At 64.5% G+C, this 14,078-nt stretch carries 11 protein-coding genes; 9 read left to right on the top strand and 2 right to left on the bottom strand.

The features are described from left to right. The 8 genes from folK to WDM24_RS13370 all read left to right on the top strand — a co-directional run bounded on the left by folK (position 1) and on the right by WDM24_RS13370 (position 9,639). Positions 1 to 492 carry a 2-amino-4-hydroxy-6-hydroxymethyldihydropteridine diphosphokinase gene (gene folK, locus WDM24_RS13405; RefSeq protein ID WP_338831568.1) on the top strand — a complete coding sequence of 164 codons (492 nt, stop codon included), beginning with the start codon at positions 1 to 3 and terminating at the stop codon, positions 490 to 492. 105 nt (positions 493 to 597) lie between these two features. Beyond that, the gene (locus tag WDM24_RS13400; protein ID WP_338831567.1) at positions 598 to 2,472 is read left to right on the top strand and encodes a methylmalonyl-CoA mutase family protein; all 1,875 of its coding nucleotides are present in this window, start codon (positions 598 to 600) and stop codon (positions 2,470 to 2,472) included. Further along, a complete protein-coding gene (locus WDM24_RS13395; protein ID WP_029082078.1) occupies positions 2,469 to 2,939 on the top strand; it encodes a GFA family protein in 471 nt (156 codons plus the stop codon). The genes WDM24_RS13400 and WDM24_RS13395 overlap by 4 nt, the downstream gene beginning before the upstream one ends. 260 nt (positions 2,940 to 3,199) lie before the next feature. Then, on the top strand, positions 3,200 to 5,356 hold the full coding sequence (scpA, locus tag WDM24_RS13390) for a methylmalonyl-CoA mutase (RefSeq protein ID WP_338831566.1): 2,157 nt from the start codon (positions 3,200 to 3,202) through the stop codon (positions 5,354 to 5,356). Between the two features lie 186 nt (positions 5,357 to 5,542). Beyond that, positions 5,543 to 6,343 (top strand): RsiV family protein, encoded by an 801-nt coding sequence (locus tag WDM24_RS13385; RefSeq protein ID WP_338831565.1) that lies wholly within the window; start codon positions 5,543 to 5,545, stop codon positions 6,341 to 6,343. 76 nt (positions 6,344 to 6,419) lie between these two features. Next, positions 6,420 to 7,412, top strand: a complete 993-nt coding sequence (gene meaB, locus WDM24_RS13380; protein ID WP_338831564.1) for a methylmalonyl Co-A mutase-associated GTPase MeaB — start codon at positions 6,420 to 6,422, stop codon at positions 7,410 to 7,412. Continuing rightward, positions 7,409 to 8,056 carry a pyroglutamyl-peptidase I gene (locus WDM24_RS13375; RefSeq protein WP_338698508.1) on the top strand — a complete coding sequence of 216 codons (648 nt, stop codon included), beginning with the start codon at positions 7,409 to 7,411 and terminating at the stop codon, positions 8,054 to 8,056. Before meaB ends, WDM24_RS13375 begins: the two co-directional genes overlap by 4 nt. Before the next feature lie 632 nt (positions 8,057 to 8,688). Next, positions 8,689 to 9,639 (top strand): tetratricopeptide repeat protein, encoded by a 951-nt coding sequence (locus tag WDM24_RS13370; protein ID WP_338831562.1) that lies wholly within the window; start codon positions 8,689 to 8,691, stop codon positions 9,637 to 9,639. Between the two features lie 454 nt (positions 9,640 to 10,093). Here the strand turns inward: WDM24_RS13370 and WDM24_RS13365 are convergent. Next, positions 10,094 to 11,040 (bottom strand): IS630 family transposase gene (locus tag WDM24_RS13365; protein WP_166081867.1). Its coding sequence is split into 2 segments (ribosomal slippage): positions 10,094 to 10,701 and positions 10,701 to 11,040, totalling 948 coding nucleotides; the frame shifts between segments, so codons are not numbered across the junction. 654 nt (positions 11,041 to 11,694) lie between these two features. Here WDM24_RS13365 and WDM24_RS13360 point away from each other — a divergent pair. Then, positions 11,695 to 13,065: a TIGR03808 family TAT-translocated repetitive protein gene (locus WDM24_RS13360; RefSeq protein ID WP_338831561.1), complete on the top strand. Its 1,371-nt coding sequence runs from the start codon at positions 11,695 to 11,697 to the stop codon at positions 13,063 to 13,065. Positions 13,066 to 13,096: 31 nt separating this feature from the next. Here WDM24_RS13360 and WDM24_RS13355 read toward each other — a convergent pair whose 3' ends face one another. Next, complete coding sequence (locus WDM24_RS13355; protein ID WP_338831560.1) at positions 13,097 to 13,609, bottom strand: TIGR03809 family protein; 513 nt, start codon at positions 13,607 to 13,609, stop codon at positions 13,097 to 13,099. Between the last annotated feature and the right edge of the window lie 469 nt (positions 13,610 to 14,078).

Here is a 14,078-nt window from a genome sequence, read left to right as displayed (position 1 = left end):
ATGGCTGACGTCCTGATCGCACTCGGCGGCAATGTCGGCGACGTCCGCACCACGTTTCGCAAGGCGATCGCAAATATCTGCGGCATGACGCAGGCGGCGCTGTTGGCGCGCTCGTCGGATTATTCGACGCCGCCCTGGGGCGATCAGCAGCAGGACAGCTTCATCAATGCCTGCATCGAGATCGAGACCAGCCTCGATCCGCATGCGCTGCTGTTCACGCTGCACAAGATCGAAACCAAATTCGGCCGCGACCGCAAGAACGAGCAGCGCTGGGGCCCGCGCACCCTCGACCTCGACCTGATCGCCTATGACGACGTCACGCTGAACAAGCCGGAACTGACGCTGCCGCACCCGCGCCTGTTCGAGCGCGCCTTCGTGCTGGTGCCGCTGGCCGAGATCGTTCCGGACCGCGTCATCGCCGGCCGCCGCGTCGCGGACGCGCTGGAAAAGGTCTCCGCCGACGGTATTTTCCGTCTAGCGGACCTCGATTAAAGCCGACCCACCGCAAACAACCGTTTGGCTTGGCCGCCCGCCCGTGGCAATTTCCGGCCAAATCAAGGGACCCCTCGTGGGGCCGGTGAAGGATATTCTGGGCGGATGACGACCTCGACTGACGACTTGCCTCTGGCTTCGGATTTTGCATCGGCCACCTACGACGACTGGCGCAAGCTGGTCGACGGCGTGCTGAAGGGCGCCCCGTTCGAGAAGCTGGTCGGCAAGACCTATGATGGGCTCAAGATCGATCCGATCTACCGCCGCGCCACCAACTTAAGCCCGCTTCCCGGCCGCGCCGCTGCGGCCCCCTGGCAGATCCTGCAGCGGGTCGACCATCCCGATGCCGCGCAGGCCAATGCGCAGGCACTGGAGGATCTCGAGAACGGGGCGACCGGCCTGGAATTCGAGTTCGCCGGCGGTCCCGGCACGCGCGGCTTCGGTCTTGCCGATGCCAGCAAGAAGACGCTGGCGCGGGCCTGCGGCGGCATCCATCTCGACGCCGGCATCATGATCGCGCTCAACCCGGTGCTCGGGCGCGAGAACGCCGGCGAGACCTTTGCCGACATGGTCGAGGCCCGCAAGCTCGATCCGGCCAAGCTCGATCTTCATTTCAATTACCAGGCGCTCAGCACGGTTGCGGTGCGCGGTGCCGCGCCCAGCGCCTGGGCCGACTACGAAAAGCCGTTCGGCCAGGTGGTCAACGGGCTGATCAAGCGCGGCTTCAAGGGGCCGTTCGTGCTGGCCGATGGCCGGCCGGTGCATGATGCCGGCGGCTCGGAGGTGCAGGAACTGGCCTTCACGCTCGCGCTGGGCCTCGCCTATCTGCGCATGCTGGAGGCCGCCGGGATCGATCTCGATGCGGCGCGCGCGGGCGTCTCGTTCCGCCTCAGCGCCGACGCCGACCAGTTCCTGACCATGGCGAAATTCCGCGCGCTGCGACGCCTTTGGGCAAGGATCGAAGAGGCCTGCGGTCTTAAGCCGAAGCCGATCTTCGTCAACGCGCAGACGGCCTGGCGGATGCTGACCCAGCGCGACCCCAATGTGAACCTGCTGCGCGCCACCATGGCGACCTTTGCCGCTGGCCTCGGCGGCGCCAACGCGATCACCGTGCTGCCGCATACGCTGGCGCTCGGCCTGCCGGATGATTTCGCCCGGCGCGTGGCGCGCAACACGCAGCTCGTGCTGCTCGAGGAATCCAACCTTGCAAAAGTCTCCGACCCCGCGGCGGGTTCGGGCAGCATCGAGACGTTGACCGCGCAGCTTTGCGAGGCGGCGTGGACGCTGTTCCAGGAGATCGAAAAGGCCGGCCGCATCTTCCCTGCACTCCAGCAGGGGCTGCTGCAGAACAAGGTCGCCGCGACGCGGGCCCAGCGCGAAGCCAATGTGGCGAAGCGCCGCGACGTGCTGACCGGCGCCAGCGAATTCCCCAACCTGCACGAGGCCGACATCGCGGTGCTGGATGTGAAACCGGCAGCGCTGGCTGCCAAGGTCGATGCCAAGATCAAGTTCGATGCGCTCGCGCCGATGCGGCTTGCCGAACCGTTCGAGGCGCTGCGCGACAAGTCGGACGCCGCACTGAAGGGGCGCGGCGCCCGGCCGAAGGTCTTTCTCGGCAATCTCGGCACAGCAGCTGATTTCACCGCGCGCGCGACGTTCGCAAAAAGCTTCTTCGAGACCGGCGGGATCGAGGCCGTCGACAGCGAGGGCTTTGCCGATGCGGCGGCGCTTGCCGCGGCCTTCAAGGCCTCGGGCGCCGCGATGGCGTGCATTTGTTCCTCGGACAAGGTCTATGCCACGAGCGCCGCTGACGCCGCCAAGGCCCTTCAAGGCGCCGGAGCAAGGCATATCTATCTGGCAGGGCGGCCCGGCGACCAGGAAGCGGCGCTGCGGGCCGCCGGCATCGGCGAGTTCGTGTTCGCCGGCGGTGATGCGCTGGCGACGTTGCGCGAGGCCTATCGGCGGATGGAGCAGGCATGACGGCAGAAGCACCATCGACACACGTCCTGACCGGCGGTTGCCAGTGCGGCGCCGTCCGCTTTGCGGTCACGGGCGTCCCGGCCAAGATCAGCATCTGTCACTGCCGGATGTGCCAGAAGGCCTCCGGCGCGCCGTTCGCTTCCTTCGCCGATATCGAGCGTGAGAACTTCACCTGGACCCGCGGCAAGCCGGCGGCGTTCAAATCCTCCTCGATCGCCGAGCGCGACTTCTGCGCCGCCTGCGGCACGCCGCTCAGCTTCCGCCGGATCGACGGTCCCCGCATCGAGATCATGACCGGCACCTTCGACCGGCCCGACCGGGTGATCCCGACGCAGCAATTCGGAACCGAGTCCCGGCACGGCTGGGTGGTCGGCATCGCCAATCTGCCGAGCCAGACCACGATGCAGAACTATGGACCGGAGAAGATGGCGACCATCACCAGCCACCAGCATCCGGACCATGATTGAGAGGCAGGTTGCGCGTGAGCAAACGATGATAGACTCTGCCTTAGAACTTGTCGGGTTGATATTGGGGTCTTTCTTGCGGTTCGATAGCAAGATAGACCTCCGACGAAATTGAGCGAAGATGTGACCGACGAAGAGAGGTTCAAGGACGAAGAGAGGTTCAAGGACAGGGTTGAACGGAATCCAGGATTCCGCGATCCCGTCTACAAGCAGAACCTGCAAAGGTTGATCGAGCGAAGCCGAGAGTTTGAGGACTGCAAGGAATGACCCGGATTCCCAATTTCGCTGATGTCGCGTTCCAGCCCGTCGCCGCAGGTGCACCGGCCGGAAACGCCGAGCCGTGGCTGACGCCGGAGGGCATTCCGGTGAAATCCGCCTACAGCGAGGCCGACCTCGAAGGCATCGATTTCCTCGAGACCTGGCCCGGCATCGCGCCCTATCTGCGCGGCCCCTACCCGACCATGTATGTCAACCAGCCTTGGACCATCAGGCAATATGCCGGCTTCTCCACGGCGGAGGATTCCAACGCCTTCTATCGCCGCAACCTTGCCGCGGGACAGAAGGGCCTGTCGGTCGCGTTCGACCTCGCCACCCACCGTGGCTATGACTCGGATCATCCGCGCGTCTCCGGCGACGTCGGCATGGCCGGTGTCGCGATCGATTCCATATACGACATGCGCACGCTGTTCGCCGGCATCCCGCTCGACCAGATGAGCGTGTCGATGACCATGAACGGCGCGGTGCTGCCGATCCTCGCGTTGTTCGTTGCCGCGGCCGAGGAACAGGGCGTGCCGCCGGAAAAACTGTCGGGCACCATTCAGAACGACATTCTGAAAGAGTTCATGGTGCGCAACACCTACATCTATCCGCCGGCGCCATCGATGCGGATCATCTCCGACATCTTCGCCTACACCTCGCAGCGGATGCCGAAATACAATTCGATCTCGATCTCCGGCTACCACATGCAGGAAGCCGGCGCGACGCAAGACCTCGAGCTCGCCTATACGCTGGCCGACGGCGTCGAATATCTGCGCGCCGGGCTTGCCGCGGGTCTCGACGTCGACCGCTTCGCGCCGCGGCTGTCGTTCTTCTGGGCGATCGGCATGAACTTCTTCATGGAAGTCGCCAAGATGCGCGCGGCGCGGCTGTTGTGGGCCAAGCTGCTCAAGCAGTTCAACCCGAAGGACCCGCGCTCGCTCAGCTTGCGCACGCACTGCCAGACCTCGGGCTGGTCGCTGACCGCGCAGGACGTCTTCAACAATGTGATGCGCACCACGATCGAGGCGATGGCGGCAACGCAAGGCCACACCCAGTCGCTGCACACCAATGCGCTCGACGAGGCCTTAGCGCTGCCGACCGATTTCTCGGCGCGCATCGCCCGCAACACCCAGCTGTTCCTGCAGCAGGAAAGCGGCACCAACCGCATCATCGATCCCTGGGGCGGCTCCTACTATGTCGAGCGGCTGACCCGCGATCTCGCGCAGAAGGCCTGGGGCCACATCCAGGAGGTCGAGGAACTCGGCGGCATGGCCAAGGCGATCGAGGCCGGTGTGCCGAAACTGCGGATCGAGGAAGCCTCCGCCAAGACCCAGGCCCGGATCGATGCCGGCCGCCAAGCTGTTATCGGCGTCAACAAGTTCAAGCCGGAGAACGAGAAGCCGATCGACGTGCTCAAGGTGGAGAACTCCACCGTGCGCCGTTTGCAGATCGACAAGCTCGGCCGGCTTAAGAAGGAGCGCAACCAGAAGGACGTCGATGCGGCGCTCGCCGCGCTCACCCGCTCGGCCGGCGAAGGCAACGGCAATCTGCTGGCGCTGGCGATCGACGCCGCGCGCGCCAAGGCCACCGTCGGCGAGATTTCGGACGCAATGGAAAAGGTGTTCGGCCGCCACCGCGCCGAGATCAAGTCCATCACCGGCGTCTACAAGCGAGAGGCAGCGGCGATGTCCAACAAGGTCGAAAAAGTGCAGGCCCTGATCGACGCTTTCGAGGAGGCCGAAGGGCGGCGTCCCCGCATCCTGGTGGCAAAAATCGGCCAGGACGGTCATGACCGCGGCCAGAAGGTGATCGCATCCGCCTTTGCCGATGTCGGCTTCGACGTCGATATCGGGCCGCTGTTCGCAACCGCCGACGAAGCCGCCCGCCAGGCGGTCGAGAACGACGTCCACATCCTCGGCGTCTCCTCGCTCGCCGCGGCGCATCTCACCGCAGTACCCGAACTGAAGGCCGCGCTGAAGAAGCACGGCCGCGAGGACATCATGATCATCATCGGCGGCGTGGTGCCGCCGCAGGATTACGACGCGCTCTACGCCGCCGGGGCTGAAGCAATCTTCCCGCCGGGCACCGTGATCTCCGATGCCGCAGAGGAGCTGATCCGCAAGCTCAACGCGCGGCTCGGCCACAGCGAGGCGGCGGAGTAGCGCTGCCGCGTCCCCGTCCACAAGACTCGTCATGCCCGGGCTTGTCCCGGGCATCCACGTCTTTGGTTCTAACGGAAGAAAGACGTGGATGGCCGGGCCAAGCCCGGCCATGACGACGCGGAATTGGTGGCTCCAGAACCCCACCAGCGTTATACGCGATTGCCTGCCCTCCGAAGGGAGTTCTCCATGCGCGCCGCGCGGCTCGTGACGCCGGTTCACTTGCTTTGCCTTGCCAGCCTGCTGGCCTGCCTCTGGCTTCCCGCGCGCGCCGCCGATCCCAAGCCGGACGCCACGATCAAGACCGCGAGCATCGAGGCCAACGTCTATCTCGACGACAAGATCAAGGCCGATCCAGCACTGGCGGCCGATTGTCTCGCCGAGGGCAAAAAGTGGATCGACAAGAACGCCGCCGAGGCGGCTTCCGCGCGGAAGGATGAGCCTGACCTCTTCAAGGACCGCGGCGGCTATTCGTTCGAACGCAAATATTCCGTGCGCTCCGTCGTCGACGGCCGCTATGTGAGCGTGCTGCGCGACGACTACATGGACACGCTCGGCGCGCACCCGAACACCGACGTCAACACCATCCTGTGGGATACGACGGCGAAGAAGCGCATCAGCATCCGTCCCTTTTTCACCGAGACGGCAGACAACGGCCCGACCCTGACGGCGATGCGCAAGGCCATCGTCTCGGCGCTGAACGCCGAGAAGAAGCGGCGCGGTGCCGGCGAGACGGCCACCGCCGAGTGGTACAAGGAGCTGAAGCCGACCCTGCTCAAGATCGGCGCCGTGACGCTGGCGCCGTCGACCGAAGCCGGAAAGAGCTCCGGCCTGACCTTCCACTACCCGCCCTATGCGGTCGGCCCCTACGCCGAAGGCCAGTATGTCGTCTTCGTGCCGTGGGAGACGCTGAAGCCGTATCTGACGCCGGAAGGCGCCAGCATCTTTGCCGGCGCGCGGCCGAAGGGCGATGCGGACGATCAGCAATAGGCGTCATCAACAAGCCTCGCTGGCGCCACTCCGCGTTCCCCTCGCCTGCAATGGCCAGCCGTTGTAAACCAGTGCCATGACCGCGTCGAAGCCTGCCTCCCCCGACATCCGCGCCCTCGCCAAAGACCTTCGCGCCGGCCACCGCGCCGCGCTGGCGCGGGCGATTACACTGGTCGAGAGCCGGCGCAGCGACCACCAGGCGGCGGCGCGCGAGCTGGTGCAGGCGCTGCTGCCCGACACCGGCAAGGCGGTGCGGGTCGGCATCACCGGCTCGCCCGGCGTCGGCAAGTCGACCACCATCGATGCGCTCGGCATGTTCCTGATCGAGCGCGGCCACAAGGTCGCGGTGCTGGCGGTCGATCCGTCCTCGGCGCGCACCGGCGGCTCGATCCTCGGCGACAAGACGCGAATGGCGCGGCTCGCCGTCTCCGACCAGGCCTTCATCCGCCCCTCGCCCTCGTCGGGCACGCTCGGCGGCGTCGCGGCGAAAACCCGCGAGGCGATGCTGTTGTGCGAAGCCGCCGGCTTCGACGTCGTGCTGGTCGAGACCGTCGGCATCGGCCAGTCCGAGACCGCGGTCTGCGACATGACCGACTTCTTCCTGGCGCTGATGCTGCCGGGCGCCGGCGACGAGCTGCAGGGCATCAAGAAGGGCCTGGTCGAGCTCGCCGACATGATCGCGATCAACAAGGCCGATGGCGACAACCTCAAGCGCGCCAACCTTGCCGCCGCCGACTATCGCAGCGCGCTGCACATCCTGGCGCCGCGCTCCGAGCACTGGCATCCGCCGGTGGAGACCTATTCCGCGCTGACCGGCGCCGGGCTCGACCGGCTCTGGCAGAAGATCCTCGATCACCGCACCGCGATGAACGCCTCCGGCGAATTCGAGGCCCGCCGCCGCGAGCAGCAGGTGAAGTGGATGTGGTCGATGCTGGAGGGCCGCATGATGGCGCGGCTGCGCGCGGACGCTGCGATCCGCGCCAGGGTGAAGAAGATGGAAGCCGAGGTCGCCGCCGGCCGCATCTCGCCCGCGGTCGCCGCCGAACAGATCGCGGAGATGCTGCATTGAGCGAGAAGCTGCGCATCCTCCTCACCGGCTTCGGGCCGTTCCCGGGTGCGCCGCTCAACCCGACCATGCCGCTGGTCAAGCGGCTGACCACGCTGCGCCGGCCGGCGTTCGACGATGTCGCGCTGACGAGCCACATCTTCCACGTCACCTATGCTGCCGTCGATCGCGAATTGCCGGAGCTGATCGCAACGCACCGCCCGCAGGCGCTCCTGATGTTCGGCCTCGCCGGCCGCACCGAATACCTGCGGATCGAAAGCCGCGCCCGCAACGCGGTGACGACCAGATTTCCCGATGCCGGCCGCCAGCATGCCCGCAAGGGATCGATCGAGGGCGGCGCCGATGCGCAAATGTTCGGGCCGCACAGCGAAAAGCTGCTGCGTGCCGCGCTGGCCACCGGCATCGATGCACGGCTGTCGCGCGACGCCGGCAGCTATCTCTGCAACTATCTGAGCTGGCGCGCGATCGAGGCCGTGAACGGCAACAATGGCCTGTACCTCGCGCAATTCATCCATGTTCCGCCGCTTGCGCATGACGGAACGGCTGCATCAGGCAGATCACAGATCACGCTGGAGCAACTCGTCGATGCCGGCGAAGCCATGCTGCTGGAGCTGGTGAAACTGACGCGGCAGGCCGTGCGCGCGTGAGCGCGAACAGGTCTCGAACCGAGTGCGGGCGCGGGGTCCGCATTCTCTCCGTTTTGGCTCGATCGTGCCGCACTCCTTGCAGGTGTAAAGGTCTCGCAGGTGGGCGTGCAGTCGTGACCCGCGCTAATGCGCCAGCTTGCACCGAGCTTTTCGTGGCGGACCTCGCAAAGGAACGGCTAACCACGTTGCGACGGCTGCATATGTGAGGCATGGGAAGGTCAATCAACCAATGGTAGCATAGCGTTTCTTTGGATCAATCAAAGAGAGACGACCGTGACTGGAATGACCAAGCCTCGCTTTCGATTTCTGTTAGGTGCTCTGTGGATCATTCTCGTCGGTGCTCTCGTCGTATGGTTCACGCTCGTCAATGCACCGGGCGGTGGTTCGCCGTCCTGGGTGGTTAGTCTGATTGTGTCCTGGTTACCGTTCTTGGTGCTGATCGGCGTCTGGTTGTGGCTCTCGCGCAGGAATTGGCGCGGGTCATCCGGGACGAGTTGGGTTGATCTCTGTGAGCAACAGGTCGCCGAATCCCGGCGCACGAATGCTTTGTTGGAGAGGATCGCAGCGGCTCTGGAAGAACTGTCTCCGTCTCCGGGTTAGCTCAAACACTGGCGCATCGGGGGAGGAAGGGTATGCGCTCGAGGATTTCCGCGCATGTCTGGATAGTTGCCTTGGCATTGGCAACAGCCGCAGCCGTCAGCCGGGCAGCCGCGGCCGACGATCAACAAGAGTGCTTGAAAGGATCGAAGGAAACCGCTGCCGCGACTATCGCCGCCTGTACACGCGCGATCCAGAGCGGAGACTACAATGACCGCGACTTGTCCAGCTTGTATCATCAGCGCGGTTACTCTTGGTCGTGGACAAGCTTCGCAGATCGTGTCGACCGGGCCTTCAAAGACTACACTGAGGCGATCCGGCTTGATCCGAAAGCTGCTGGCACACTGCTCAACCGGTCGCATATCTACAACCAATGGCACGACTACGACCGCGCGATAACGGACGCCAACCAGGCGTTCGAAAGCGGTCTGTCGGACTATGGAAAGCGGGTCGGATACGGCGAGCGCGGCTACGCCTGTCAAGCCAAGGGTGACAACGACCGTGCCATCGCGGACTATACTAGCAGTATCCAACTGGATTCGAACAACAATGCCGCCCTCACGGCACGAGGCAACGCCTACTGGGCCAAAGGCGACTTTGATCGCGCCATCGCCGACTACGACCAGGTGATCCAACTCGATCCGACATATGTGCTCGCCTACTACAACCGCTCCCTTGCGTACAGGGCGAAGGGTGACCTCGATCGCGTCATCGCCGACTGTAGTCAGGCGATCGCGCTCTATCCAAAATATAGGGATGCTTACTTCAACCGCGGCTACGCTTACCAAACCAAGGGCGACTTCGACCGCGCCATCGCCGACTACGACCAGATGATCGCGCTCGATCCGACGGATAAGGACGCCTACAGCAATCGCGCCAGTGCGTACCTATCCAAGGGCGACTTCCGTCGGGCTATCGCGGACTCCGGTCTGGGTCGGGCACTGTCATGGCTCGCTGCTGTTGTCTTTCTGGCGGTAGGGGTATGACTTTGTTGCCGAACAGGCACGCGTGCGCGCGGACGGTTGTCCGGGCGGACAGTCATTGAGATTTGCGAAGAACAGGTCGCCGAAATGCAGCGCAGGAACGCGGTCCTGGAGAAGATTGCTGTGGCCCTGGAGAAGCATTCGTTGCGTTAGCTCGGATTCCCAACAGGACGGTCGGGCGCGACGTGTTGCGGATATTAGTAACCGGCGGTCCATCCTGTGTGCTCGCCCCGCGAGTGACCGCCGCCCAACCTTCCGATTTCCGATTATCATAAATCTTCTTGACGCACACCCCAACTCACGGCTATGAATCCGCCGTCCCGCCCGACATGAGGGGCGTATCGCGATCGTCACGAACGTGCGGCGGGATGCGGTGGACGCCGAACGCGCAACTGACGAGTGCGCATCAGGCGGACGGTGAAGTCGTGTGGTCCTGACGCCCTAGAGCGTTTTCCGATCACGTTGCGTCGTAACCAGCCGCGACGAGATAATTTTGACATTCCTCGGGTGAGAAGCGTTTGAGAGCGTTGGCGATTGCTTGCCAGAGATCGGGCATGGTGCGCGCTGCGGCGGCCCGCAACAGCGCTTTCAGTTTGGAGAAGGCCATTTCAATCGGGTTGAAGTCTGGACTGTAGGGCGGAAGATAGAGCAGGCTAGCTCCGACCGCCTGGATGGCCTCTCGAACGCCATGGACCTTGTGAGCGGGCAAGTTGTCCATGATAACGGTATCGCCCGGCCGCAGCGATGGGGCGAGCAATTGCTCGACGTAGGCCAGGAAAGCGTCGCCATCCATTGGACCGTCCAGAACAAGCGGCGCGATCAGACCGTCGGAGCGCAATCCAGCGGTGAACGTCGTCGTCTTCCAATGTCCGTGTGGGATAGCTGCACGACATCGCTCGCCGCGTGGCGAGCGCCCGTAACGCCGCGCCATTTTGGTGTTGGCGCTGGTTTCGTCGATGAAGACGAGACGCTCAGGGTCAAGGTCGATTTGCCCTTCGAACCACTCCTCACGTGCGGCATTTATATCGCCGCGCCGTTGCTCGGCGGCGTGCGCTGTCTTTTTTTAAGTGTGATCTTTCTGCGCTGGAAAAAACGCCAGAGCGACGCGATGCCAGTCGATATTCCACGACGTTTCAACAGTTCTCGCAACTCGGCAAGCGTGATATCCGGCCTCGCTGTCACCGCCTCCAGAATCAATTGCGAATGCGCTTCGATGCGCTGCGATTTGCGGTCACCGCCCTGGCGTTTAGGAACGATGTCGCCAACTTTCTTGAGGCGACCGCGCCAGCGGATCGCACTGGCCGCGCTGACACCAAAGCGCTCAGCAGCCTGTCGACAGGACATGCCACCGTCAATCGCGGCTACCACCCTTTGGCGAAGATCAACCGAAAGCGCCCTGGCCATACATGCTGGCCTCCCTCGCCAGCATGCAGCTTGAATCTGACTCGCGCCGTTTTGGGAATCCCCACCCGATTCTTTCCGGTCGGAAAATGCTCTAGCGCAGGTGTCTCGTCGCAATACGCGAAGGCGTGATGCGAAGGCGGTGACAAACAAGCCCAGTCTCGCCGGGGAGAGCACGTATAAGCCGTAGCCCATCGCGCAGGGAAAGCCGGATTGCTCCGGTTACACCTGTGGTCCTACCCCCGAGCTTTCTAACTTTTGCTCGGGGCCCATGGGTGCGATCGGCACCCGGCTTTCCCTGCGCCCTCTGTTCAAGAGAGGGTGAAACGAAATCCAAAGCTCGGACGATTCATGTCGCGAGAATGCGAAGCTGCGTCCCCACCCACACTGTCATCGCCCGGCTCGACCGGGCGATCCAGTACGCCGCGGCCTCTTGGTTCAAGCACCGGCGTCTCTGGAATACTGGATCACCCGCATACGCGGGTGATGACACCGAGTGCTGGGCTGTTTGACAATGTGAATCGGCTGCACCGGCGATTAACCCTACCGCCAACAATCGCCCTGCTGCGTCGGCGTGTTCACCATGCGGCGCCGCATTTCGCGCTACCACTCGGGCGCGAACGCCACCGCTCGCGTCTTCCTGCGAGGGCATGCACCATGGACGTCAACCGCCGCCATCTGATCGGAGCAACTGCCGCCGGCGCAGCCGGCGCGCTTGCGATGTCGCCGGATGCTGCGCGCGCCGCGGCTTCTACCGGCTCGCTCGGCCGCGACGTCACGCAATATGGCGTCCGCCCCGGCAGCCCCGACGACCAGACCCGCAATCTGCAGCGCGCGATCGATGATGCCGCGCGTGCGCAGGTGCCGCTGGCCTTCCCGCCCGGCGTCTACCGCACCGGGCTGTTGCGGCTTGCGCCCGGCAGCCAGCTGATCGGCGTGCGCGGCGCCAGCCGCCTGGTGTTCAACGGCGGCGCCTCGCTGCTGGAAGGCGAAGGCGCCGGCGGCATCGTCCTGATGGGCCTCAGCTTCGACGGCGGCAACGTCCCGCTGCCGACGCGGCGCGGCCTCGTGCATTGCCTGTCCGGCCGCGACATCCGCATCACCGACTGCCAGTTCATCGGCAGCGGCGGCAACGGCATCTGGTTCGAGCAGATGTCGGGCGACGTCAGCAACAACATCTTCACCGACATCGCGACCACGGCGCTGGTGTCGTTCGACGCGCTCGGCCTGATGGTCGCGCGCAACACCATCAAGGGCGCCAATGACAACGGCATCGAGATCCTGCGCAGCGCGATCGGCGATGACGGCTCGATCGTCGCCGACAACCGGATCGAGGACATCAAGGCCGGCCCCGGCGGCTCCGGGCAGTACGGCAACGCGATCAACGCGTTCCGCGCCGGCAACGTGATCGTGCGCGGCAACCGCATCAGGAACTGCGACTTCTCGGCGGTGCGCGGCAACTCCGCCTCCAACATCCACATCACGGACAACAGCGTCAGCAATGTCCGCGAGGTCGCGCTCTACTCGGAGTTCGCGTTCGAGGCCGCTGTGATCGCCAACAACACGGTCGACGGCGCCGCGATCGGCGTCTCCGTGTGCAATTTCAACGAAGGCGGCCGCATCGCGGTGGTCCAGGGCAACATCATCCGCAATCTGTTGCCGAAGCGCCCTGTCGGCACCGACCCGAACGACGGCGCCGGCATCGGCATCTATGTCGAGGCGGACAGCGCCGTCACCGGCAACGTGATCGAGAACGCGCCGACCTTCGGCATCGTCGCCGGCTGGGGCAAATATCTGCGCGACGTCGCGATTTCAGGCAATGTCGTTCGCAACGCCTTTGTCGGCATCGGTGTCTCGGTGGTGCCGGGCGCCGGCACCGCGCTGATCAACAACAACATGATCTCGGAAACCCCACGCGGCGCGGTGGTCGGGCTCGACCATGCCCGCCCGGTTACCACCGACCTGTCAGTAGGTGGCGCCCAGCAATATGCGCAGCTCGTGGTCGGCGCGAACGCGGTGCGTCGCTAGCGCGTTTCGAGCGAATTGGCCGACCGTTCGGCTACAGCGCGTTGCGCAGCAAGGGATAGCGCCGCTGGATGGTGTCGAGGTCGAGCACCGGCGGCCGCATCACCGGCGGCGGCATCTCCAGCGGCGGCGCGTCGGCCACGGTGGGCGGCTCCTCCAGGACTTCGGTCGCCGTCTCCAGCGCGGCCGCCACCGCATTCATCGCGGCCTCCGCCAATGTCGCAGCCTCCGACCGGCGCTCCGGCGCCGGCGAGACGTAGGGCGCCGACGAGATGTAAGGCGGCGGCAATGTCGACTTGCCGCGGCCAAGCCAAGACAGATCGATCGGCGAATTGTCGAGCGAGGCCTCGCGCGACAGCAATTCCCGCCAGATCTCGACCGCGGCCCGTGCTTCCCTGATGTTCTCGAGAAAGGCCTGCTCGCTATGGTAGCGGCGCCAGCGTCCGGTTTCGAACAGTTCGGTAAGGTGTTCCAGCCTTTGCTCGGCCAGGTTGCACCAGCGTGCAACGATCTGCTGGCCCCTGGCCACGTCGGTCCGATGTGTCATTCAACTTGCCCGTAGAGAAAGAAACGGACGCAGACGCAACCGAACCGAATCAACTGGACGCGACGCTGATATTCTGTGGAAAAGGTAAATAAAGTCTAACTAAATTCTTAATCGCGAACGGGCGATGAGAGAAGTCCGCTCGACTACGGAGTTTCTCGCGCGAACCCCCGTCAAGTCATCGACTTGCATGGTGACGATGCGAAGCGCGTCCGGACACCGCGCAGCCGAATGATCCACAGCAATCCGTCGCATGCCGTCGCCCGCGGCATCCATCGCGTCGCGATCGCGCTGCGCGCCGTTGCAATTGTCGGCCGCGTTCGGCGAGCCCGTCATGCAGGGGTGCCCCAAAGCAAAGACCCGCCCGGGGGGACAACCGGACGGGTCAAAGCCATATGGGCGCTTGGGGTGGATGGGCGCTCGCGCCTGATATAGCCGGGGAGGGATAAACCGCTCCCACACACATAAGTCG

The organism is Bradyrhizobium sp. 27S5, from assembly GCF_037217225.1.
GTDB lineage: Bacteria > Pseudomonadota > Alphaproteobacteria > Rhizobiales > Xanthobacteraceae > Bradyrhizobium > Bradyrhizobium septentrionale.
This window is presented reverse-complemented; position numbering and strand designations above follow the sequence as displayed.